Source organism: Lentzea albidocapillata subsp. violacea (assembly GCF_900100275.1).
Lineage (GTDB): Bacteria > Actinomycetota > Actinomycetes > Mycobacteriales > Pseudonocardiaceae > Lentzea > Lentzea violacea.
The window spans coordinates 104,579-125,294 of the sequence record NZ_FNET01000007.1 but is presented as its reverse complement, the minus strand read 5'-3'; the positions used below and the strand labels follow the sequence as shown (position 1 = coordinate 125,294).

The 20,716-nt window shown below is 69.3% G+C and carries 24 protein-coding genes; 15 read left to right on the top strand and 9 right to left on the bottom strand.

Annotation, left to right across the window (positions count from 1 at the left end):
• Positions 1-81: 81 nt before the first annotated feature.
• The 4 genes from yajC to ruvC form a co-directional block, all read right to left on the bottom strand.
• Positions 82-426: a preprotein translocase subunit YajC gene (gene yajC / locus BLR21_RS17805; RefSeq protein ID WP_090007129.1), complete on the bottom strand. Its 345-nt coding sequence runs from the start codon at positions 424-426 to the stop codon at positions 82-84.
• 93 nt (positions 427-519) lie between these two features.
• Positions 520-1,533 carry a Holliday junction branch migration DNA helicase RuvB gene (gene ruvB, locus BLR21_RS17800; protein ID WP_090006943.1) on the bottom strand — a complete coding sequence of 338 codons (1,014 nt, stop codon included), beginning with the start codon at positions 1,531-1,533 and terminating at the stop codon, positions 520-522.
• Positions 1,530-2,111 carry a Holliday junction branch migration protein RuvA gene (gene ruvA / locus BLR21_RS17795; RefSeq protein ID WP_090006942.1) on the bottom strand — a complete coding sequence of 194 codons (582 nt, stop codon included), beginning with the start codon at positions 2,109-2,111 and terminating at the stop codon, positions 1,530-1,532. Before ruvA ends, ruvB begins: the two co-directional genes overlap by 4 nt.
• A gap of 112 nt (positions 2,112-2,223) precedes the next feature.
• Positions 2,224-2,793: a crossover junction endodeoxyribonuclease RuvC gene (ruvC, locus tag BLR21_RS17790; protein ID WP_090006941.1), complete on the bottom strand. Its 570-nt coding sequence runs from the start codon at positions 2,791-2,793 to the stop codon at positions 2,224-2,226.
• A gap of 137 nt (positions 2,794-2,930) precedes the next feature.
• On the opposite strand from ruvC, the gene BLR21_RS17785 reads away from it, so the two are divergent.
• The 3 genes from BLR21_RS17785 to BLR21_RS17775 are packed head-to-tail and all read left to right on the top strand — an operon-like array spanning position 2,931 to position 5,666.
• Entirely contained in the window at positions 2,931-4,415 is a 1,485-nt protein-coding gene (locus tag BLR21_RS17785; protein ID WP_256334751.1) for a GGDEF domain-containing protein, read from the top strand.
• Positions 4,412-4,843 carry a cupin domain-containing protein gene (locus BLR21_RS17780; RefSeq protein WP_090006940.1) on the top strand — a complete coding sequence of 144 codons (432 nt, stop codon included), beginning with the start codon at positions 4,412-4,414 and terminating at the stop codon, positions 4,841-4,843. The genes BLR21_RS17785 and BLR21_RS17780 overlap by 4 nt, the downstream gene beginning before the upstream one ends.
• 19 nt (positions 4,844-4,862) lie before the next feature.
• Positions 4,863-5,666: an alpha/beta fold hydrolase gene (locus BLR21_RS17775; RefSeq protein WP_090006939.1), complete on the top strand. Its 804-nt coding sequence runs from the start codon at positions 4,863-4,865 to the stop codon at positions 5,664-5,666.
• Positions 5,667-5,708: 42 nt separating this feature from the next.
• Here BLR21_RS17775 and BLR21_RS17770 read toward each other — a convergent pair whose 3' ends face one another.
• Complete coding sequence (locus BLR21_RS17770; protein ID WP_090006938.1) at positions 5,709-6,584, bottom strand: hypothetical protein; 876 nt, start codon at positions 6,582-6,584, stop codon at positions 5,709-5,711.
• A gap of 83 nt (positions 6,585-6,667) precedes the next feature.
• Between BLR21_RS17770 and BLR21_RS17765 the strand changes: the two genes are divergently transcribed.
• Positions 6,668-7,093: a MarR family winged helix-turn-helix transcriptional regulator gene (locus BLR21_RS17765; protein ID WP_090006937.1), complete on the top strand. Its 426-nt coding sequence runs from the start codon at positions 6,668-6,670 to the stop codon at positions 7,091-7,093.
• Positions 7,094-7,111: 18 nt separating this feature from the next.
• Here the strand turns inward: BLR21_RS17765 and BLR21_RS17760 are convergent, their stop codons facing one another.
• The gene (locus tag BLR21_RS17760) at positions 7,112-7,795 is read right to left on the bottom strand and encodes an SDR family oxidoreductase (RefSeq protein WP_090006936.1); all 684 of its coding nucleotides are present in this window, start codon (positions 7,793-7,795) and stop codon (positions 7,112-7,114) included.
• A 50-nt stretch (positions 7,796-7,845) separates the two neighbouring features.
• On the opposite strand from BLR21_RS17760, the gene BLR21_RS17755 reads away from it, so the two are divergent.
• Positions 7,846-8,880: a serine hydrolase gene (locus BLR21_RS17755; RefSeq protein ID WP_176929675.1), complete on the top strand. Its 1,035-nt coding sequence runs from the start codon at positions 7,846-7,848 to the stop codon at positions 8,878-8,880.
• A gap of 149 nt (positions 8,881-9,029) precedes the next feature.
• On the opposite strand, the gene BLR21_RS17750 is transcribed toward BLR21_RS17755, so the two are convergent.
• The gene (locus BLR21_RS17750; RefSeq protein ID WP_090006935.1) at positions 9,030-10,172 is read right to left on the bottom strand and encodes a Gfo/Idh/MocA family protein; all 1,143 of its coding nucleotides are present in this window, start codon (positions 10,170-10,172) and stop codon (positions 9,030-9,032) included.
• Positions 10,173-10,295: 123 nt separating this feature from the next.
• Here BLR21_RS17750 and BLR21_RS17745 point away from each other — a divergent pair, with 123 nt between their 5' ends.
• From BLR21_RS17745 to BLR21_RS17715, 7 genes are all read left to right on the top strand, one after another.
• Positions 10,296-11,312, top strand: coding sequence for a LacI family DNA-binding transcriptional regulator (locus BLR21_RS17745; protein WP_090007126.1), 1,017 nt, complete (start codon positions 10,296-10,298; stop codon positions 11,310-11,312).
• Positions 11,313-11,421: 109 nt separating this feature from the next.
• Complete coding sequence (locus BLR21_RS17740; RefSeq protein WP_090006934.1) at positions 11,422-12,732, top strand: hemolysin family protein; 1,311 nt, start codon at positions 11,422-11,424, stop codon at positions 12,730-12,732.
• Positions 12,729-13,754, top strand: coding sequence for a hemolysin family protein (locus BLR21_RS17735; RefSeq protein WP_090006933.1), 1,026 nt, complete (start codon positions 12,729-12,731; stop codon positions 13,752-13,754). The genes BLR21_RS17740 and BLR21_RS17735 overlap by 4 nt, the downstream gene beginning before the upstream one ends.
• 86 nt (positions 13,755-13,840) lie before the next feature.
• Positions 13,841-14,437 (top strand): dihydrofolate reductase family protein, encoded by a 597-nt coding sequence (locus BLR21_RS17730; protein WP_090006932.1) that lies wholly within the window; start codon positions 13,841-13,843, stop codon positions 14,435-14,437.
• Between the two features lie 48 nt (positions 14,438-14,485).
• On the top strand, positions 14,486-14,731 hold the full coding sequence (locus BLR21_RS17725; RefSeq protein WP_090006931.1) for a hypothetical protein: 246 nt from the start codon (positions 14,486-14,488) through the stop codon (positions 14,729-14,731).
• 92 nt (positions 14,732-14,823) lie between these two features.
• Positions 14,824-15,639, top strand: a complete 816-nt coding sequence (locus tag BLR21_RS17720; protein WP_256334779.1) for a 3-methyladenine DNA glycosylase — start codon at positions 14,824-14,826, stop codon at positions 15,637-15,639.
• 63 nt (positions 15,640-15,702) lie between these two features.
• Complete coding sequence (locus BLR21_RS17715; RefSeq protein WP_090006929.1) at positions 15,703-17,409, top strand: vWA domain-containing protein; 1,707 nt, start codon at positions 15,703-15,705, stop codon at positions 17,407-17,409.
• Positions 17,410-17,427: 18 nt separating this feature from the next.
• Here BLR21_RS17715 and BLR21_RS17710 read toward each other — a convergent pair whose 3' ends face one another.
• Positions 17,428-18,243 carry an aldo/keto reductase gene (locus BLR21_RS17710; protein WP_090006928.1) on the bottom strand — a complete coding sequence of 272 codons (816 nt, stop codon included), beginning with the start codon at positions 18,241-18,243 and terminating at the stop codon, positions 17,428-17,430.
• A complete protein-coding gene (locus BLR21_RS17705) occupies positions 18,231-19,202 on the bottom strand; it encodes a helix-turn-helix transcriptional regulator (protein ID WP_090006927.1) in 972 nt (323 codons plus the stop codon). The genes BLR21_RS17710 and BLR21_RS17705 overlap by 13 nt, the downstream gene beginning before the upstream one ends.
• 49 nt (positions 19,203-19,251) lie before the next feature.
• Here BLR21_RS17705 and BLR21_RS17700 point away from each other — a divergent pair, with 49 nt between their 5' ends.
• From BLR21_RS17700 to BLR21_RS17690, 3 genes are read left to right on the top strand one after another with little or no spacing between them, the layout of a single operon-like run.
• Positions 19,252-19,629, top strand: coding sequence for a DUF3224 domain-containing protein (locus BLR21_RS17700; protein WP_090006926.1), 378 nt, complete (start codon positions 19,252-19,254; stop codon positions 19,627-19,629).
• A 2-nt stretch (positions 19,630-19,631) separates the two neighbouring features.
• Positions 19,632-20,291 (top strand): maleylpyruvate isomerase family mycothiol-dependent enzyme, encoded by a 660-nt coding sequence (locus BLR21_RS17695; RefSeq protein WP_090006925.1) that lies wholly within the window; start codon positions 19,632-19,634, stop codon positions 20,289-20,291.
• A gap of 12 nt (positions 20,292-20,303) precedes the next feature.
• Entirely contained in the window at positions 20,304-20,486 is a 183-nt protein-coding gene (locus BLR21_RS17690) for a hypothetical protein (RefSeq protein WP_090006924.1), read from the top strand.
• The last annotated feature ends 230 nt before the right edge of the window (positions 20,487-20,716 follow it).

The window sequence follows — 20,716 nt, the reverse complement described above, 5'->3', positions numbered from 1 at the left end:
GCGCGCCGCGTGAGCTGCGCGTCACTACCTGGAGTTGGCGGTGTTCACAGTTGCCAACTCCAGGTGTCACGAGCCTGTCGGTTACTTCTTGGCGCTGTGGTCCAGAGGCTCGGCGACCTGTGCGGTGGTCACCTCGGCCTCGTCGTCGTCCGCCTTGTCCTCGGCCACGGCCTCATCGGTCTCGGCGACCTTCTCGCGGATGGCGGCACGCAGCCAGCGCGTGACGACACCCTCGGAGATCTCGATGTCGATGGTGGTCTCGTGGCTCGCGTCGGCAACGGTGCCGTACAGGCCGGACGTCGTCATCACCTTGTCGCCAGGGGCGAGCGAGTCCTGCAGGTTCTTCTGCTCGGCCATCGCCCGCTTCTGCTTGCGCGCGCTGAGGAACAGCGGCACCGCCAGCAGAACCAGAAGCAACGGGAACATCAAAGACGAAAGGTTGCCCATCATTCTCCGATCAGGTGGACATGCCTCGACGCACGTCCGATATGTCCAGGTGCTTTCACCGATTGTGCCAGGTCACCACAGTTGATCACCGGCGGGCGGCTCCAGCCCCAGGTGGTACCACGCGGCGGGTGTCGCCACTCTGCCGCGCGGTGTCCTGGCCAGCATGCCAGCCCGCACCAAATACGGTTCGCACACCTCTTCCACGGTGGTCGGTTCCTCACCGACGGCGACCGCGAGGGTGGAGACGCCGACCGGGCCGCCGTTGAAGCTCTTGACCAGGGCGTTCAGTACCGCGCGGTCGAGCCGGTCGAGGCCGAGCTCGTCGACGTCGTAGACCGCCAGGGCCTGCTTGGCGATGTCCTCGGTGACCCTGCCGTCGGCCCTGACCTCGGCGAAGTCGCGGACGCGGCGCAGCAGGCGGTTCGCGATGCGGGGGGTGCCCCTGGAGCGGCCGGCGATCTCGATCGAGGCGTCCTCGGCGATGTCGACGCCGAGGATCTTCGCGCTGCGTTTCACGATGAGGTCGAGCTCGTCGGCGCTGTAGAACTCCATGTGGCCGGTGAAGCCGAACCGGTCGCGCAGCGGGCCGGTCAGCGCTCCGGACCTCGTCGTGGCTCCGACCAGCGTGAACGGCGCGATGTCGAGCGGAATGCTGGTCGCGCCGGGACCTTTGCCGACCACGACGTCGACGCGGAAGTCCTCCATCGCGAGGTAGAGCATCTCCTCGGCGGGGCGGGCCATGCGGTGGATCTCGTCGATGAACAGCACGTCGCCCTCGACCAGGTTGGACAGCATCGCGGCGAGGTCGCCCGCGCGTTCCAGGGCAGGGCCGCTGGTGATGCGGATGGCCGCGCCGAGCTCCTTCGCGATGATCATGGCGAGGGAGGTCTTGCCGAGGCCGGGAGGGCCGCTGAGCAGGACGTGGTCCGGGGCCGTGCCGCGGCGCATCGCACCGTGCAGGACGAGTTCGAGCTGCTCGCGGACGCGCTGCTGGCCGACGAACTCGTGCAGGTCGGCCGGGCGCAGGCTCGTCTCGACGTCGCGCTCGGCGGGCGCGACGTACGGGCTGAGCTCGTCCTCGGTCACTTGCGCCCCAGGGTCGCGAGCGCCCGGCGCAGGACGGCGGACGTGGACTGGTCGGGGTTCGCGGCGAGCACGCCGTCGACCGTGGCCTCCGCGGACTTGGCCGGGAAGCCGAGGCCGAGGAGCGCCTCGACGACGTGGTCACGCGTCTGGCTGTGCACGGGCGTCGCGGGCGTGGGCAGCTGACCGACCTTGTCGCGCAGCTCGATGATGAGGCGTTCCGCGCCCTTCTTGCCGATGCCCGGAACCTGCGTGAGCACGGTGATGTTGCCCTCGGCGAGCGCGTGGCGCAGTTTGTCCGGTTCCAGGACGGCGAGGGTGGCCAGCGCGATCCGCGGGCCGATGCCGCTGACCGTCAGGAGCAGGCCGAACAGCTCGCGGGCCTCGGCGTCGGCGAAACCGAACAGGGTGAGGCTGTCCTCGCGGACGATCAGGGTGGTGGCGAGGCTCGCCTCCTCGCCGCGGCGCAGCGTGGCGAGCGTCGTCGGGGTCGTCTGGACGGCGAACCCGACGCCGCCCACCTCGACGACGGCGTGGTCGAGGCCGACGTGCTGCACCTGGCCGCGCAGTGACGAGATCACCTTTGTCCTCCGGACTTCACGCTCACGCAGGCGTCCCCTCGCGAAGGGGACCCCTTGATTTCATTCTTCCAGCCGACCCTGACAATTTCGGCGCGCACTGAAACCGAAGCCGTCATGACCCGCTCCGCCGCGCCGCCTCGGCGAGCTTCGCCTTGTGCACGCGGGCGAGTTCGGCGGCGCGGGCCTGCGCCTCCTCGAGCCGGTCGCGCATCGGCGCGCGCCAGTGGTGGCAGATCGCGAGGGCCAGCGCGTCCGCCGCGTCGGCCGGCTTCGGCGCGACCTTCAGGCCGAGCAGCTTGGTGACCATGGCGGTCACCTGGGCCTTGTCCGCGCGGCCCGACCCGGTGACGGCGGCCTTCACCTCGGACGGCGTGTGGAACTCGACCGGCAGGTTTCGTTGCGCGGCAGCCAAAGCGATGACGCCCGACGCCTGCGCGACCCCCATCGCGGTGCGGACGTTGTGTTGCGCGAAGACGCGTTCGATGGCCACGACCTGTGGTTCGTAACGGTCCAGCCACACACAAACGCCGTCGTACAGCACGTGCAGGCGCACGGACAGCGGAGCGTCAACGGGGGTGCGTAGGACATCGACGGCCACGGCGCGCACGACCCGCCCCGGCCCGCCGTCCACCACACCGAAGCCGCACCTGGTCAGACCGGGGTCGACCCCGAACACCCGCACAACAGCTCCCCGGATCGCCGAACGAACAACAGTTCGAACCATATCCGGTGCACCTACAGGTGACAGTCACCGACACGGTTCGACAAGGCCACTCCGCCGTTACTACGGTGGTCGGGTTTCGATCACGGGAGTGACGGGTGAAGAGGTTCTGGGCCGTTGCGGGATGCGTCGGCGTCTTCATGGCGATCGCCATCCTCACCGCCCTGGCCGCGCCCCGCGATATCGGTATCGCAATCGACAAGGTCGTGCAGCTTGTCTTCGCCGTCGCGGCGTTGATCGCCTACGCGCGGTCGCGGGACCGGTGGATGACGGCGGCGATGACCAGCCTGACCGTCGGGTTGTCCGCGTGGATCTGGGGCCAGCAGATCATGGGCGTGCAACTGCCGTCGTCCACGATCGCGCCGATCGGTTTCACGATGGTGCCGGTGCTCTGCCTGGCCGCTGTGATCGCGAAGGCGCAGAAGCGCCGTTCCGACGACCTGCTGCCGAACTACCGCAGCCGCACGGTGATCGTGCTCGACGGGCTGATCGTGATCGGGTCGCTGTTCGTGCTGACGTGGGTGTCGGCGCTGGAGTCGCTGACCCGCGCGTGGGCCACCGAAGGTCCCGGGTTCGCCACGGTCGTCGCGCATCCCGCCGCGTACCTCGTGCTGCTCGTGGCGATCGTGGTGATGTCGTGGACGCATCAGGCCGTGCGTCAGTGGCCGATGCTTTTCGTGGCACTAGCCGGTATCGCGCAGTCGTCGTCGGGCTGGGTGTTCGCGTTCTACATCTCCAAGGGCAACACGGTGATCCCGGCGACCGCGGACATCGGCTTCATGCTGTGCCCGGCGTTCTTCCTGCTGAGCGCGCTCGCCCCGGTCCGCAACCTCGACCCCACGCCCGGCCGCATGCGCATGGCCGACCTGCTGCACCTGCTCGTGCCGTACCTGCCGCTCGCGATCACCGGGCTGTTCGTCAGCTGGAACACCGCGACGGGCGGGCGGCTGAACCCGGTCGAGATCTACGTCGGGCTTCTGATCGTGTGTCTCGTGATCATGCGTCAGCTGTTCACGATGATGGACAACGTCCAGCTGATGGACCAGCTGCGCGTCTCTCGCGAACAGCTACGGCACGAGGCGACGCACGACCCGTTGACCGGCGTAGCGAATCGGTCGCTTTTCCGCGAACGGCTGGAGCGCGCGCTTTCGGTCCGTGACCGCTCCACGCCGTTGATCCTGCTGTTCATCGATGTGGACGGGTTCAAGGCGGTCAACGACAACCACGGGCACGCCGAGGGCGACATGGTGCTGCGCAACGTCGCCGCACGGCTGGTGAACAGCGTGCGGCCGGAGGACACCGTGGCGCGGCTCGGCGGCGACGAGTTCGGTGTGCTGGTCGACGGCGGCGACGCCGAGGAGATCGGCGACCGGCTGCTGACGGTGCTGGGGCATCCGCACGAGGTACACGGCCGGGTGCACCGGGTGCATGCCAGCATCGGTGTGGCGCAACGGTTCTCGTACGATCCCATGATCACCGCCGACGACGTGCTCGGTGCCGCGGACGCCGCGATGTACACGGCGAAGCGGCTCGGCAAGGGCATGGTCGTCGTGCACGGTTCACCGCTTCCGGAGATGACGTGACCCCTGAGCAGCTGATCAGCGACCTCGGCATGCAGGAACTGCCCGTCGAGGGCGGGTACTTCGCGCAGACGCACCGGTCCGGCGAGGTGTCCGCGATCGCGTACCTGCTGCGCCGCCCGGACTTCTCCGGCATGCACGTGCTGAAGCACCTGGAGATCTACCACTTCCACGCCGGGGCGCCGTTGCGGATGCTGCTGCTGCACCCGGACGGCACGGTGACCGAGCCGGTGCTGAGCGCGTCGAACCCGCAGGTCGTGGTGCCCGCGGGCGTGTGGCAGGGCAGCACTCCGGCCGGCGACTGGTCGTTGGTCGGCACGGTGGTGGTGCCGCCGTACACCGACGACATCGTGGAGTTCGGGCACGCGGACGACCTGTGCGCGCGTTATCCCGCACACGCTGCGCTCATTCGGCCCCTGTGCAGGTTCTAGCGTCTCTAAGATCTTCGGAATGGCGCTTGTCCCGCTCAACGGCATCGAGCTGAACGTCCAGACCGAGGGTTCCGGCGATCTCGTCGTGCTCGTGATGGGTACCGGCAGTCCCGGCAGGGTCTGGCGCTCGTACCAGGTGCCCGCGCTGGTCAAGGCCGGCTACCGGGTCGCGTACTTCGACAACCGCGGCATCAGGCCGTCGTCCGAGTGCGCGGAGGGCTTCACGCTCGACGACATGGTCGCCGACACGGCCGCCCTGATCGAGCACCTGGGCGGCCCGGCGCACGTGATCGGCACGTCGCTGGGCGGCCGCATCACCCAGGAACTCGCGCTGACACGTCCGGCGCTGGTGCGGTCGGCCGTGATGATGGCGACCGCCGGCCGGCCCGAACCGGTGTCGCAGGCGTGGTCACAGGCGTTGTGCGACCTGCACGACAAGGGCATCGAGATCCCGCTGCAGTTCTACTCGGTGGCGTCGGTGGTCAGGAACCTGTCGCAGACGACACTGGCCGACCCGGTGCTCGCCCGCGACTGGCTGCAGATGTACGAGTTCGCCGGCGCCACGCTCGGCGCGGGCGAACGCATCCAGCTCGGCCTCGGCGAGTACGACACGCGCCTGGAGGCCTACCGCGACATCGCCGTGCGGTCGCTGGTGATCGGGTTCGCCGACGACGTCGTGCTGCCGCCGCGGTTGTCGCGCGAGGTGGCGGACGCGATCCCCGGCGCGCGGTACGCCGAGGTCGCGGGTGCCGGGCACGTCGGGTACCTGGAGCGGCCGGCCGAGGTGAACCGGCTGCTGGTGGAGTTCCTGGGCGGCGCGTGATAGCGCGGGTGTCCCCACACAAGCGGCGCCGGGTGGTCCTGGCTAGCGGTCGAGGCTGAACTCGTCCGTCGTCTCCCCCCTCACCAGCAGGTCCACGCGGCCGCTGAGCACGTAGGTGCCGTGCGGTGTGCGGGCGGCCGTGGTCGGGGCCGTCTTCCAGTCCCGCTGGGACTTCACCTGCCACGTGCGGGTGTCCAGGAGCGTCACGGCGTTCTTGCCCGGCGCGGCCAGGCCGTTCGTCACGACGACCAGGCCCTGCGGGGTGAGGGTGAGGCCGTCCGCGCCCGGCAGTTTCGGTGCGGGCAGTTCCTCCACGTGGTTCTGCGTGACCTTGAACAGGGTGCCGTCGGTGTAGTGACCGGTGACCAGGAATCCCCTGGGGTCCCAAGCGATTCCGTTGTTGCCGATCGACGGCCCACCCAGCCGGGGGTCTCGGGCGAACGGTGTCACGGTGCCGTCGCGGCCGACCTTCCAGATCGTGTCGCCCAGCGCGCCGGTGACGTAGGCATTGCCGCGTGGGTCGACCGCGATGTCGTTGGCGCCGTTGGGAATGTCGACGTACTTCAGCGCGCGGCCGGTGCGCAGGTCGAAGATGCCGAGACCGGACTGGCCGGGTACCGATCGTTCGCCGAAGCCGATGTCCCCGTAGGCGACCAGCAGACGGCCGCCGTCCACCTGAAGGCCGAACGTGGACACCATGTGGGTTCCGGTGACGAGCGGGTGGACTCGGCCGTTCGTGCCGACCAGTGACACCGTGCCGTGGCGCAGCGAGCTGACGAGAAACTGGCCGCGGCTCAGGTCCCACGCCACGCCCTCGGGGTGCAGTGACGGTGAGCGTGCCTCGATGTGTCGCGGCGTGGCCTGGGCCGCGCCCGTGAACAGCACCAACACCGCCATGACGGTGAGCAGAACGCGCATTTGCTTCCCTCCGGTACGAGTACTGATGTATATCAGAGTTCTGATATACATCAGTAGTCTTATCACACTCCTATGCTGGAGGGATGCGCAGCGGTGATCGGATCGGCGGAGACATCAAGCGCGCCGAGCTGGACCTGGTGGCCGCGAAGTCGGCGGCCGTGAAGCCCGCGGGGCTGACCGTGCCGCAGTATTCGGCGCTGCTGGCCCTGAGCGAGCACCCCGGTGCGCCCGCGGCGACGCTCGCGCGGTTGTGCCTGACTACACCTCAGACGATGACGACAATCCTGCAGAACCTGGTCGCGCTGGGTCTCGTGGAGCGCACGTCCCATCAGTGGCAGCGCAACGTCCTGGAGAACCGGCTGACCGAGGCGGGGCAGGCGAGGTTCCACCAGGCGGACAGGGCCGCGGTGGCGGTGGAGCAGAAGCTGGCGGACGCGTTCACCGAGGAGGAGCGCGCACAGCTGCGCGCACTCCTGCAGCGATGTTCGGATGTGCTCAACGAGAAGTGACGAACTCGTAGTTCCGCCTCAGCGATGCGCGGCTTGTCCGGTGGGCCGCAGCAGGATCTCGTTCACGTCCACAGTGGATGGCTGGGACACGGCGTAGAGCACCGCCCTGCCCACGTCCTCCGGCGCCAGCTTCGGGTCATCCGCCCGCGACGGCGGAATGGCGTCGGTGTCGACGAGTCCCGGCTGCACCACCGTCACCCTGACGCCGGTGCCCACGGCTTCGGCGCGGATCGCCTGTGCCAGGCCGGTGATCGCCCACTTCGTCGCCGAGTAGAGGTTGCCGGGGCGGACGCCGCGGCCGGCCGCGGACCCGGTCATCACCAGGTGGCCGCCGGTGCGGATCAGCGCGGGCATCGCGGCACGGGCCGTGAAGGCCGGTCCGCAGACGTTCGTGACGACCATGTCGGTCCACTCGGAAGGCTCGGCGCCCGCCGACGAGATGAACGACGTGTCCACCGAGACGCCCGCGTTGGCGAAGACGACGTCGATGCGGCCCCAGCGGGACTCCACTCGCGACATGAGATCCTGCACGGAATCCCACGAAGAAACGTCGCATCGGGCGTCCCAGCCGCGATCACCGACAGATTCTTCGGCCGAACGCGAGGCCCTGACCACGCGATACCCCGCCTGGGTGGCCAGGGAGGCGGTCGCCGCCCCGATTCCGCGGGAGGCACCGGTCACCACGAAGACGTTTTCCATGATCCGGAACCCTAGTCAGGGAAACGTCAGTGCCGCCTGTTTTGATGTCGCGCATGACTTTGAACCGCAGGTCCGTGTTCGGGCTGGGAACCGTCGCGGCCGCGACGGCCGTGCTCGGCTCCAACGGTGCAGCACAAGCACAGGAAGACGCGGAGGCAGAGATCGAACGCTCCCCGGCGACGGCCGACCGGTCGCGCAAGCGCGTGGCCCAGATCTACCGGCGGCAGACCCGCAAGGCCCGGGGGCACTGGTCGTCGCTGATCACGGTCGCCGACCTCGACGGGGCGACGAAGCCCGCCGTCGACGAGAACGCGGACACGGTCGTCGAGGCGTACAGCGTCAACAAGATCGCCGTCGCCGTCGCGGTGCTGGACAAGGTGGACCGCGGGCTGATCAAGCTCGACCAGACGGTCACGGTGTCGACCGCGATCGTCATCCAGGACACCGACGGCATCTTCGCGCTCGACGGCGCGTACCCGAGCGAGGTCACGGTCGGCCACGCGCTCGCGAACCTGCTGACCGTGTCGGACAACACCGCGGTCCGCCTGTGCGGCCTGGTCGTGCCGGCGCTGGAGCTCAACGAGATCCTGCGGTCCAAGGGCTTCGTGCACACCCAGGTCGTGCCGGTCGCGAACCCCAACCGGTTCTTCCTCGGCACCACGACGGCGCGCGAGACGCACACGTTGCTGCAGAAGCTGGTCGACGGTCAGCTGCTCTCGGCCGCGTCCACCGCGTACCTGCTGAACATCCTGCGCGCCACGGCCAGCTTCACCGACGGCGTGCGACTCAACCTCACGACGAACGAGCGCCTGCGCGTCGCCACGAAGGCCGGTTGGTTCGCGGACGGCCGCAACGAGGCCGGGATCATGTTCAGCGCGGACAACCGGGCGATCCTGATCTACTCGATGTTCGCGTCCGGTGAGTTCTCCGGCGACAAGGCCGTGAACGACGAGGACTTCAGCGCCACGCACCCGGCCGTCGCGGCCCGCGCGGAGCTCGGACGGTCGATGTTCGACGCGGTCATCAAGATCACGACCACCCGCCCGAGGCACCGCGCAAAGGTTTACAGGTTCTTCAACGGCGGCTGATTTTTCTGAGATTTGTCTCAAACACCGAGCAGCCGGCACTGGTTTTCGGATATACAGACAGCAACGCCGGGGTCGGTCGTCGCCGCCGTCGACGACCGGCTTCCCCGCGCCGGAGTCAGATCCCTGCGCGGCTCGGCCGCACGATCCGGTCAGACATCGGCGATCTCCACCCGGCGACCCTCCGAAGAGGACTGCAGACCGGCCGTCGCCAGCGCGACGCCCCGTGCCCCGGCGCGGAAGTCGTGCGGGAACGGCGCGCCCTCGTAGACGTGGCGCAGGAACTCCGCCCACTGCACCTTGAAGCCGTTGTCGAACTCCTCGTTGTCCGGCACCTGCTGCCACTGGTCGCGGAACGGGTGCGTGACCGGCAGATCCGGGTTCCACACGGGTTTCGGCGTGACGGCGCGGGGCTGCGCGAAGCACTCACGCAGGCCCGCGACCGCACTCCCCTCGGTGCCGTCCACTTGGAACTCGACGAGCTCGTCGCGGCGCACCCGCACGCACCAGGACGAGTTGATCTGGGCGATGACGCCGCCGGCGATCTCGAAGATCCCGTACGCGGCGTCGTCCGCAGTCGCCTCGTAGGCGTTGTCCTGCTCGTCCCAGCGGGTTGGAATGTGCGTCACGGCCTTCGCGGTGACGGCCTCGACCCGTCCGAACAGGTCGTGCAGCAGGTAGCTCCAGTGACAGAACATGTCCGAGACGATGCCGCCGCCGTCCTCCGCCCGGTAGTTCCAGCTCGGGCGCTGCGCGGACTGCCAGTCGCCCTCGAAGACCCAGTACCCGAACTCGCCGCGCACGCTGAGGATCCGCCCGAAGAAGCCACCGTCGATCAGCCGCTTGAGCTTGCGGATGCCCGGCAGGTACAGCTTGTCCGCCACCACACCGTGCTGCACGCCCCTGGTCTCGGCCAGCCGCGCGAGCCCCAGCGCTTCCTCGACCGTCTCGCTGACGGGCTTCTCGGTGTAGACGTGTTTGCCGGCCTCGATCGCCCTGGTGATCGACTCGACGTGCTTCGACGTGACCTGCGAGTCGAAGTAGATCTCGACCGACGGGTCGGCGAGCGCCCCGTCGAGGTCCGTCGTCCAGCGCGCGAGGTCGTGGCGCTCGGCGATCTCCTTGAGCTTGTCGGCGTTGCGGCCCACGAGGACCGGTTCGACCTTCAGCACGGTCCCGTCCCGCAACCGCACGCCCTCGTCGCGCAACGGCAGCAGCGAACGGACCAGGTGCTGGCGGTATCCCATCCGCCCGGTGACGCCGTTGATCGCCACGCCAATGCTCCGAACCGCCATCGCACCTCCCTGACAGCAGCGCCGGAAAGCGCTTTCCCGCCACGCTAATCGCGGCGCTTGACGGACGTCAACCTCCTCGCGAGTTAGTCTCAGCGCTCACAAGCAGGTTTGACGGAGGTGGTCGTGTCCGCCCGACAGGTGACGCTCGCCGAGGTGGCGAAGCAGGCGGGTGTGTCGCTGGCGACCGCTTCTCGCGTGCTCAACGGCAGCACGCGGCAGGTGAGCGAGGACCTGAGCGAACGCGTCCTGCGCACCGCGGAGGAGCTCGGCTACGTGCCGAACGCGTCCGCGCAGGCGCTGGCCCGCAACTCCAGCGCGCTGGTCGGGCTGGTGGTCCACGACATCACCGACCCGTACTTCTCCTGCATCGCGGCGGGGGTGACGCGGGTGGCCGAGGCCGCCGGGCTCTCGGTCGTGCTCGGCACGACCGGGCGCCGTCCCGAGCGTGAGGCGGAGCTGCTCTCCACGTTGCGTGCGCATCGGGCCCGTGCGGTGGTGCTGGCCGGTTCGCGCACCACGGACCGCGCCGCGCAGTCCCGGCTGGCCGCCGAGATCGACGCGTTCAGCGAGCAGGGCGGGCGTGTCGCGTGCGTGTCGCAGGCGAAGCTCGGCACCGACACGGTCGTTCCCGGAAACCGCGCGGGTGCTCGCGCCCTGGCCCGTGCGCTGGCCGGGCTCGGCCACCGGAAGTTCGCCGTATTGGGTGGTCCCTCCGAACTCGTGGTGGCCCGCGACCGGCTCGCCGGGTTCAAGGCGGGGCTCGCCGACGCCGGGATCGCGCCGCCCGTGGTGATCAACGGCGCCTTCACCCGTGACGGCGGGTATGCCGCGGCGATGGAGCTGCTGACGTCGAAGTCGCGTTCCACCTGCGTGTTCGCCGTGACGGACGTCATGGCGATGGGGGCCATGGCCGCGCTGCGTGAACGTGGCGTGCGCATTCCGGAGGACATCTCGATCGCCGGGTTCGACGACATCCCGACGCTGCGCGACACGGTTCCCGCACTGTCCACCGTCCGGCTCCCGCTGGAGGAGATGGGCGAGATCGCCGCAGGTCTCGTGCTGGACGCCGGGGGTGACGAGGCCCGCACCGTCCGTGTCGCCGGTGAGGTGGTGCTCAGGGCCTCCACTGCTCACAATTAGACTCATCTGGCTGTTCACGTACTTAAGTCATGAGGAGTTGAGCCGTCCCCATGGGGTCTGGCCCTGGCTGGCATACCAACCCGGTCATCCGCTCGCTTGGAGCGCGTAGGTGACCGGAATACTTCTGAGCGTGCTCGGTCTGGTCGCCGTCGTGGCACTGACCGCGGGCACCTTCATCGCGGTGGCGGCGGAGTTCTCGCTGACCGCGCTGGAACGAAGCACCGTCGAACGTCACGTGGCCGAGGTGGGCGACGCCAAGGCGCACACCATCGACCGTGCGCATCGCACTCTCTCGTTCCAGCTCTCCGGCGCACAGCTCGCCATCACGCTGACCACGCTGATCACCGGTTACATCGCGGAGCCCGCGATCGCGAACCTGATCGAGCCCGGACTCACGGCGCTCGGCGCGTCCGCGTCCGTGGCCGACGGTGTGTCGCTGGCTCTGGCGCTGGCGATCGCCACCGCGTTGTCGATGGTGTTCGGCGAGCTCGTGCCCAAGAACCTGGCGATCGCGAGGCCGCTGGAGACGGCGCGCAGCGTGGTCGGCCTCCAGGCCGGGTTCTCCACGGTCTTCCGCTGGCTGATCAGCTGGATGAACAACTCGGCGAACTGGCTGGTGCGGCGCATGGGTGTCGAGCCGGTCGAGGAGCTGGCGTCCGCGCGGTCGCCCGAGGAGCTGGGCGCGCTGGTGCGCACGTCGGCCGAGCACGGCACGCTGGACCAGAGCACCGCGGTGCTGCTCGACCGGTCGCTGCGCTTCGGTGACCGGACGGCCGGCGAGCTGATGACGCCGCGCGTGCGGCTCGAGGCGTTGCGGGGCGACGCGACGGTCGCGGACCTCGTGCTGAAGGCCCGGGAGACCGGTTTCTCGCGGTTCCCGGTGCACAACGGCTCCTTGGACGAGGTGAGCGGGATCGTGCACGTGAAGCAGGCCTTCGCGGTGCCTGCCGCTCTGCGCACGTCCACGCCGCTGTCGGCGGTGACCCGGCCCGTGTACTCGGTGCCGGAGTCGCTGGAGGGCGATGCCCTGCTGGACCGGCTGCGGGCGTCCGGGCTGCAGACGGCGCTGGTCGTCGACGAGTACGGCGGCACGGCCGGGATGGTGACGCTGGAGGACGTGGTCGAGGAGATCGTCGGCGACGTGCGCGACGAGCACGACCGCGGTGAGGCCGCGCCGGTGCGGTCGCTCGGTTCGGACAGCTGGATCGTGTCCGGGCTGCTGCGCGACGACGAGGTGGCCGACGCGACCGGGTTCCAGATGCCCGAGGGCGACTACGAGACGCTGGCCGGCCTGGTGCTGGCGCGGCTCGGCCGGATTCCGGACGTCGGCGACGAGATTCGCGTCGACGGGTGGAGGGTGACCGTCATGCGGATGGACAAGCACCGCGTGGCCGAGCTTCGGGTGGTGGCGTCCTCGTGAACTTCCTCATCATCGCCTTCCTGCTGGCGGGCAACGCGTTCTTCGTCGGTGCCGAGTTCGCGGTGATCACCGCGCGCCGGGACCGGCTGGAGTCGCTGGCGGACAAGGGGTCCGCCCGCGCCCGTACCGCGATCAAGGCGTCGCAGGAGCTGCCGTTGCTGATCGCGGGCGCGCAGCTGGGCATCACGCTGTGCTCTCTCGGGCTGGGCGCGATCGCCGAGCCCGCGCTGGCTTCCGTTCTGGAGGGGCCCCTCAGCGCCGTTGGGCTGCCGTTGGCCGTGGTGCACGGTGTGGCGTTCGCGGTGGCGTTGGTCATCGTCGTCGCGCTGCACACGATCCTCGGCGAGATGGTGCCGAAGAACCTGGCGATCGCCGGTCCCGAGCGGGCCGCGGTGTGGCTGGTCCCGGTGCACTACGGGTTCTCGCGGATGATCGCGCCGGCGCTGGCCCTGTTCACGGCCGTGGGCCGGTGGGTGCTGCGCCGGTTCGACGTGGAGCCGGTCGACGAGCTGGAGTCGGCCTACACGCCGGACGAACTGGCGTTGCTGATCGCGCAGTCCCGCTCCGAGGGCCTGCTGGAGGACTCGGAGCACCGGCGGCTGGCGCAGACGTTGTCGTCCGCCGCGCGCACGGTGGCCGACGTGCTGGTTCCGCTGGACCGGCTGACGACGGTGTCCGCGGCGCCGACCGTGGGCGAGATCGAGGCCGCCGTCGCGGAGACCGGGTTCTCGCGGTTCCCCGTGCTCGCCGACGCCGGGCTGATCGGGTACCTGCACGTCAAGGACGTGCTGGACCTGGAGGGCGCGGAGACGCCGGTGCCGCGTGACCGGGTGCGCGGGCTGCCCGAGGTGCCTGCCGAGGCCCGTCTGGACGAGGCGCTGGCCGCATTGCGCCGGGCCCAGTCACACCTGGCGCGCGCGGTGAGCGCGGACGGCACCGTGCTCGGTGTCGTCGCGATGGAGGACCTGTTGGAGGAGTACGTGGGCACGGTGCGCGACGGCACACACGTGCGCTGGGTATAGCCCGGTATGTGCCTCTCCGGCCCATGTCGATCCGGGGACGGCGGCGTTCGACGTCCCTGTGAAGGACCACAACAGGGAGGCACAAGATGAGCAAGGTCTACACGGGCGCCAGCACCTCGATCGACGGCTACGTCTCGGGCCCGGACTTCTCCGGCTTCGACAAGCTGTTCGCCTGGTACGAGGCGGGCGACGTGGCGTTCACGGTCCCGACCGGCGCCATGACCGTCAACCTCACACCGGCCAGCGCCGCCTACTTCGGCGGGCTGATCCAGGCGACCGGCGCGTTGGTCGTGGGGCGCAGGCTCTACGACTTCACCAACGGGTGGGACGGCCAGCACCCGATGGGCGTGCACACCGTCGTGCTCACCCATCGGCCGTTGGAGGACAACGAACACTTCACGTTCGTCAGCGGCGGTATCGAGGAAGCCGTTGCGGTGGCCCAGAAGCACGCCGGCGACAAGGCCGTCGGCCTGAACTCGGGCGAGATCGCGCGGCAGGCCATCGACGCGGGCCTGGTGGACGAGATCTTCCTCGACCTGGTGCCGGTGATCCTCGGCGGGGGAACGCCGTTCTTCGCGCCCGGCAAGGGGTACGAGCTGGAGGGTCCGCTCTCGGTGATCGAGAGCACTTCGGTCACGCACCTGCGCTACAAAGTCAAGTACGCAGCTCCGGAGGCTGACTGACCGAGTCACTGACTCGTGCGGCGGAGCTGACCCACTAAGTTGGGCGGCATGAGTGACGACGACGAGGACGAGTTCGCCGAGGACGACGACTTCGAGGACGAAGAAGACCCGGACGACCTCTTCGCCGTCACGCCCGAGCCGCGCACGGTGTGCCACCTGTGCGGGGGTGCGAGCTACATCGCCGCGCCGACGCTGGCGATCATCGGTGGCGCGCCGCGGACCGTCGACAACGGGCGGGAGTGCCCGCACTGCAAGGGCGCGCGGACGTTCACCGGGCTCGTGCCGCCGCTTTAGCCCTGCGCTTCAGCATGCGCGTACGGTAACCGCCCGTGGAGGTCCTGACCCGAGCCGAATGGCACCGTTTGCGCGACTCGCATGTGGCGCGCATGCGCAGGTTCACCGGGCCGCATCAGGAGCGGAAGCTTCGCAAAGAGAAGCACCCGGTCATGGACTTCCTCTTCACCTATTACAGCCATCGGCCCGTGCGGCTCGAACGCTGGCATCCGGGGCCCGGCGTCGTTCTCGAGGACGCGCCGGAGTACCTGGAGTTCCCGCACTACAAAGCCACGCCCGAGGGCGTCACGCTCGACGTCGAGAGCTTCGTGGGACAGCGGGCGAAGACGCTGGAGTTCGTCCAGGGCCTGCTCACGGCAACGCTGAGCAGGCCTGCCCGCCTCGGCTGCTTCGGGCTGCACGAGTGGGCGATGGTCTTCCGGCAGCAGCCCGAGGAGGTCCGGCACAACGCGTGGCCGCTCAGGCTGGGCAGCGACGGCACGGACCAGGTGGTCGAGGCGAGCCGGATCCAGTGCGGGCACTTCGACGCGTTCCGGTTCTTCACGCCACCCGCTCGGCCGCGTAACGCTCTGCAGCCCACTCGTGACGAGCAGTTGCGCAACGAGCAGCCGGGGTGCCTGCACGCGAACATGGACCTGTTCAAGTGGGCCTATAAACTGGAGCCGGCGACGCCGTCCGATCTCGTCGCCGACTGCTTCGAACTGGCCGCTGACGTGCGCGAACTCGACATGCAGGCCTCCCCGTACGACCTGGCCGGGCTCGGGTACCCCCCGGTGCGGATCGAGACGGCGGAGGGGCGCGCGGAGTACGTCCGGCGGCAGGCCGAGTTCGCTGAGCAGGCACGACCGTTGCGAGAACGGCTCATCTTCGTTTGCCAGTCGATACATGGAGTGACTTCACTTCGCTGACGAAGTTCACCTGTTAGCGTGATTGGCGGTCGTCGGGGGCCGCTGAGTAGTTGTGAGGGATCGATGTCTCGACACCGCGCTCTGCGGGCGAAGGTGAAGCGCGGAATCGCCAAATGGCCCGTGCTCATCGTCGTGCTCGTGGTGCTGCTTGGCCTCAGCTGGCTCGCCCTGTCGTGGGCCGGCGGAGTGCTCGACAAGCGCTCGCAGGCCTTGGCCGAGAACTGCAGCGAGGGCGATTCCGTGCTGCGCATCTCCGTGACGCCCAGCGTCGCGGAGGCCGTGCGGGACGTCGCACACGCGTACAGCGCGACACGGCCCGTTGTGTACGACCACTGCATCGTGATCGAAGTGACTTCCGCGGACTCCTCCGCGGTGCTGGAAGGCCTGACGACGGCGTGGGACGAGCAGAAGCTCGGCAAGCGCCCGCACGCGTGGCTGCCCGACTCGACGCTGTGGGCGAACCGGCTGTCCGCGCTGAACGCGAAGCTGGTCGGCTCCGCGCCGAAGTCCGTCGGCACGTCGCCGGTGCTGCTCGCGGCTCCCGAGGCCGCCGCGCCGGTGCTGAAGGACTTCCGCTGGTCGGACCTGCCGGAGGTGACGGACTGGACGAAGTACGGCCAGTCCTGGGGCCGGTTCAGCGTCGCGATGCCCGATCCGGCCGCGAACACCTCGTCCGCGCTCGCGATCCAGGCGGCGCTGGCCGGCGGCAAGGGTCCGGTCACCGCGGAGTCGCTCGGATCGGACGCCGCGAAGGCCGCGCTGTCCAAGCTCGCCGCCACCGTGCCGCCGGAGGTTCCGCCGACGACGCGGGACGCGTTGCGGCGCCTGGGTGACAGCGCGACGGTCAACGCGGCGGGCTTCTCCGCCACGCCGGTGTCCGAAGTGGACCTGTTCAGGCACAACACGGGCAAGGAAGCCCCGTCGAAGCCGCTGGTGGGTGTGCTGCCCGCCGGGCCGGCTCCGATGGCGGACTTCCCGTACGTCGCACTGGGTGGCAGCGAGGTCGGCGAGGCGGAAGTGCGTGCTGCGCAGGCGTTCCGCGACTTCATGACCGACCCTCCGCAGCAGGCGATCCTGGCGCGCGGCGGTCTGCGGGTGGAGTCCACTCAGGACCGTCCGTCGCCTTCGCCGGGCGTGTCCTTCTCTCCCGTCACGGAGAACCTGGTCGCCGCCGACGCGACGACCACGCAGCAGATCTCCTCGGCCTGGGCGTCGGCGGACCGCGGCGGGCAGGTCGTCACGGTGCTGGCGGACGTCTCGACGTCGATGAAACCCAGGCTGGACAAGGTGAAGGCGGCTCTGCGCGGCCAGGTCGACAGGTCGGTGTCGGGGTCGTTCGGGCTGTGGGAGTTCGCCCGCGACCTCGACGGGTCGAAGCCGCACAAGCAGCTCGTCGCGACCGGTCCCGTCAGCGAGAAGCGCGACGCGTTGCGCAGGTCGATCGACGCGCTCAAGACGGCGGACGGCTCGCAGCTCTACAGCGCGCTGGCGGCCTGCTACGAGACGGCGCACGACGGGTTCGTGGCCGGGCGGGTCAACCGGGTCGTGGTGATCACCGACGGCACCTCGGACGGCGGGATCGACCTGGCGGCGCTGAAGGCGCAGCTGCACGGGACGGACCTGCCGGTCAGCTTCATCGCCATCGGCGGCGAGGTGGACCAGGCGGCGCTGACGGACATCGCGCAGACGACCGGCGGGTCGGTGTCGGTGGTGGAGAACGTGGACGGTGTGGAGGCGGCGCTCGGTCAGGTGCTGTCGACGAAGGCCTGACCGAGCGCGACCGGTCGCTCAGGCGGCGTTGAAGCGGTCGGGGTCCGGACCGGTGCGGGTCCCGTTGTCGAGCTCGGTGATCACGAGCATGTCGTCCTGCGCCAGCTCGAAGTCGAAGATGTCGATGTTCTCCTTGATCCGGTACGGCGTGACGGACTTCGGGATCACGACGTTGCCGAGCTGGACGTGCCAGCGCAGCACGATCTGGGCCGGGGTCTTGCCGTACTTGTCGGCGAGGCCCGCGATGTCGGGCTCTCGCAGCAACGCGCCGCCCTGCGCCAGCGGGGACCACGCCTCGGTGACGATGCGGTGCGTCACGTGCACCTTGCGCATCTCTTCCTGCTGCAGCAACGGATGCAGCTCGATCTGGTTCACCGCCGGGGTGGTCGGGAACTCGTCGAACAGGCGCTGCAGGTGTGGTGTGTGGAAGTTCGAGACGCCGATCGCGCGCACGCGGCCGTCGGCGTAGAGCTTCTCCAAGGCGCGCCACGAGTCGGCGTAGAGGTCGCGCTTGGGCGTCGGCCAGTGGATGAGGTAGAGGTCGAGCACGTCGAGGCGCAGGCGGCGCATGCTCTCGTCGAACGCGCGCAGCGTGGCGTCGTGGCCCTGGTCGGCGTTCCACAGCTTGGTCGTGACGAACAGGTCCGGCACGCCGGCGATCGCGTCGCCGACGCCGGACTCGTTGCCGTAGGCCGCGGCCGTGTCGATGCTGCGGTAGCCGGCCTCGATGGCCGTCGTGACCGCACCGGCCACCTGGTCCTCCGGCACCTGGTAGACGCCGAAGCCGAGTTGGGGGATCCGTACTCCGTTGTTCAACGCAATCAGCGGAACCATGCGGGTAGCTTCGCATCGTTGTAGACGTCCTGCATCGCCTTGACTGTCTCGACGATGTCGTGCCTGACCTCGTTTGGTGCCAGGACTTCCACGTCCGCGCCGAATTTGAGCAGGTCAGCGACAGCGTGCCGGTTCGACTCGGTGGGGAAGCCGAACTCCTCCCCCGGTTCGGGTGCGGCGTCCCGGATGACCCGCGCCTGGTAGCCGCTGAGCAGGTACTGGGTCTTGTCCAGTCCGGACCGCGTCATGCGGACCGTGACGCGCTCGCCGTACATGCGGGCCTCGAACTGCTCCGACCACTCCGCCCAGAACCGCGCGAGGTCGAAGTCGCCGGGACGGTCGAACGTGTCCGGTGTGGCCTCGAGCGTGAGCACGCGCGAGACGCGGTAGGTGCGGCCGCTGCCGACGAAGTACCAGGTGCCGGCCTTCAGCACGAGCCCGTACGGGTCGACCTCGCGCTCGACGATCTGGTTGCCCCAGCGCCGGTAGGTCATGCGGACCCGGCGCTGCTCCCAGACGGCGTCGGCGATCGTGGCGAGGTGCTCGGTGGGTTCGTCGCCGCGGAACCACGTCGGGGTGTCGAGGTGGAAGCGCTGGCGGATCTGCTCGGCTTTGCCGCGCAGTTCGGTCGGCAGGGCGGCGAGGAGCTTGAGCTGGGCGGCGGCCGCGAACTCCCCCAGCCCCAGCGCCTGCGCGGGTCCGGGGAGGCCGGCGAGGAACAGCGACTGCGCCTCGCCGGTCGTCAGGCCGGTCAGCCGGGTGCGGTAGCCGTCGATCAGCTGGTAGCCACCCGCCGGGCCGCGGTCGGCGTAGATCGGGATACCGGACGCCGAGAGGGCCTCGACGTCGCGGTAGATCGTGCGCGGCGAGACCTCGAGTTCGGACGCCAGTTCGTCGGCCGTCATCCGACCCCTTCCCTGCAGGAGCAGGAGGACCTGGAGAAGCCTGCCGGATTTCACGGAATGAACCTGACACGATCTGTCAGGAATTGCCAGCAGAGTGGTCCACATGAAGGCAACCGGAACCATCGAAGTGAAGAGCTGGGACGAGAAGACCTGGGACGGCCGGTCGTACAAGGAGGTCGAGGGCCGCAAGCTCACCGAGGCGCACGTGCAGTTCGGGTACGCGGGCGACGTCAGTGGCATCGGGAGCTGCCGGTACCTCATGTACTACGGCGACGACGTGGCGTGGACGACCGCGATCGAGGAGATCACGACCGACGAGGGCACGCTGGTGCTGCGGCACGCCGGCGCGTACCGGTCCCCTGTGGAGGCCGTGATCGAGATCGTCGACGGCACCGGGAGGTACCTGAACGCGCGAGGTGCGGTGACGGTGGACTGGGCGGAGGATGGCAGCGGCACCTACACCCTGGAGTACGAGGTCTGACGATGACCAACGCCCCTCTCTACGACGCGGCCAAGGAACGGATCACCGCGCTGGTCTCCGGTGCTGATCCCCGGACACCCGTGGCGGCGACGCCCGGCTGGTCGGTCAAGGACGTGGTGGCGCACCTCGCCGGCGGTCTGCGCGACTTCGCGGACCGCCGGTTCGACGGCGTCGAGTCAGGCGAGTGGGGCGAACGGCAGGTGCGCGACCGCCGCGACAACTCGCTGTCCGACGCCTTCGCCGAGTGGGACGCGAACCTGGAACCGGCCCGGCCGCTGTTCGACACGCCGATGGGACCGGTCCTGGTGGCGGAGGTGATCGCGCACGAGCACGACCTCCGTGCGGCACTGGGGGTGCCGGGCGCGCGGGACGGCGTCGAGGTACGGGCGGCGCTGGTGCGGCCGTTGCAGCAGCTCGACCAGCGGATGCGGGACAATGACGTGCCGGCGTTGCGGATCACGCTGGAGCACGGCGACCGCGTGCTCGGGCACGGCGAGCCCGCCGGGACGTTGCGGACGACGTCGTTCGAGCTGATGCGGGCCATCGGCGGGCGGCGGTCGGCCGACCAGATCAAGGCACTGGACTGGGACGGCGATCCGGACGTCTGGATCGCCGCGCTGGCATTGTCCGGACGGCACCGGCCGGAGCCGTTCGAGGAGTGAGACGATCAGCCGGTGTCAGAGGAACAGACGTGCCAGCGTTGTGGTGAGACGGTCGGGCTCGACCGGGAGGACTTCGAGCTGTTCGAGCGGATGCACCCCGAGTGCTTCCACTTCGCGTTCGAGCACGACCTGAACAAGCCGGGTCTGAGCGTCGACGAGAACTGCGGCGACGACGCCTGCCCCGTCGGGACATGAAAATGGGGCGCACCCCCGAGTGCGCCCCAGCTCCACTACGGGCCTAGTGGTGTGGCCCGGAAGGTTGCCGGGGAAATTCGCGTTCAGACGGGTGCATCGTGGTGTCGCCCCCACGTCCTCGTACTGGATGTACGGGGGCGTGGGGGCGGCGCCGCGAGGCGGCCTGCTGAGCGTGGATTACCTCGCCAACGTTCCGGGTCGCGCCACTAGTGTCCTGCGCCTGAAATCCG

Coding starts and splice junctions, on each gene's coding strand:
- yajC (WP_090007129.1), bottom strand. CDS start 426: ATGTTCCCGTTGCTTCTGGTTCTGCTGGCGGTGCCGCTGTTCCTCAGC.
- BLR21_RS17775 (WP_090006939.1), top strand. CDS start 4,863: ATGGCGCTTGTCCCGCTCAACGGCATCGAGCTGAACGTCCAGACCGAG.
- BLR21_RS17770 (WP_090006938.1), bottom strand. CDS start 6,584: ATGCGCGTTCTGCTCACCGTCATGGCGGTGTTGGTGCTGTTCACGGGC.
- BLR21_RS17765 (WP_090006937.1), top strand. CDS start 6,668: ATGCGCAGCGGTGATCGGATCGGCGGAGACATCAAGCGCGCCGAGCTG.
- BLR21_RS17755 (WP_176929675.1), top strand. CDS start 7,846: ATGACTTTGAACCGCAGGTCCGTGTTCGGGCTGGGAACCGTCGCGGCC.
- BLR21_RS17750 (WP_090006935.1), bottom strand. CDS start 10,172: ATGGCGGTTCGGAGCATTGGCGTGGCGATCAACGGCGTCACCGGGCGG.
- BLR21_RS17730 (WP_090006932.1), top strand. CDS start 13,841: ATGAGCAAGGTCTACACGGGCGCCAGCACCTCGATCGACGGCTACGTC.
- BLR21_RS17725 (WP_090006931.1), top strand. CDS start 14,486: ATGAGTGACGACGACGAGGACGAGTTCGCCGAGGACGACGACTTCGAG.
- BLR21_RS17720 (WP_256334779.1), top strand. CDS start 14,824: ATGCGCAGGTTCACCGGGCCGCATCAGGAGCGGAAGCTTCGCAAAGAG.
- BLR21_RS17715 (WP_090006929.1), top strand. CDS start 15,703: ATGTCTCGACACCGCGCTCTGCGGGCGAAGGTGAAGCGCGGAATCGCC.
- BLR21_RS17710 (WP_090006928.1), bottom strand. CDS start 18,243: ATGGTTCCGCTGATTGCGTTGAACAACGGAGTACGGATCCCCCAACTC.
- BLR21_RS17700 (WP_090006926.1), top strand. CDS start 19,252: ATGAAGGCAACCGGAACCATCGAAGTGAAGAGCTGGGACGAGAAGACC.
- BLR21_RS17695 (WP_090006925.1), top strand. CDS start 19,632: ATGACCAACGCCCCTCTCTACGACGCGGCCAAGGAACGGATCACCGCG.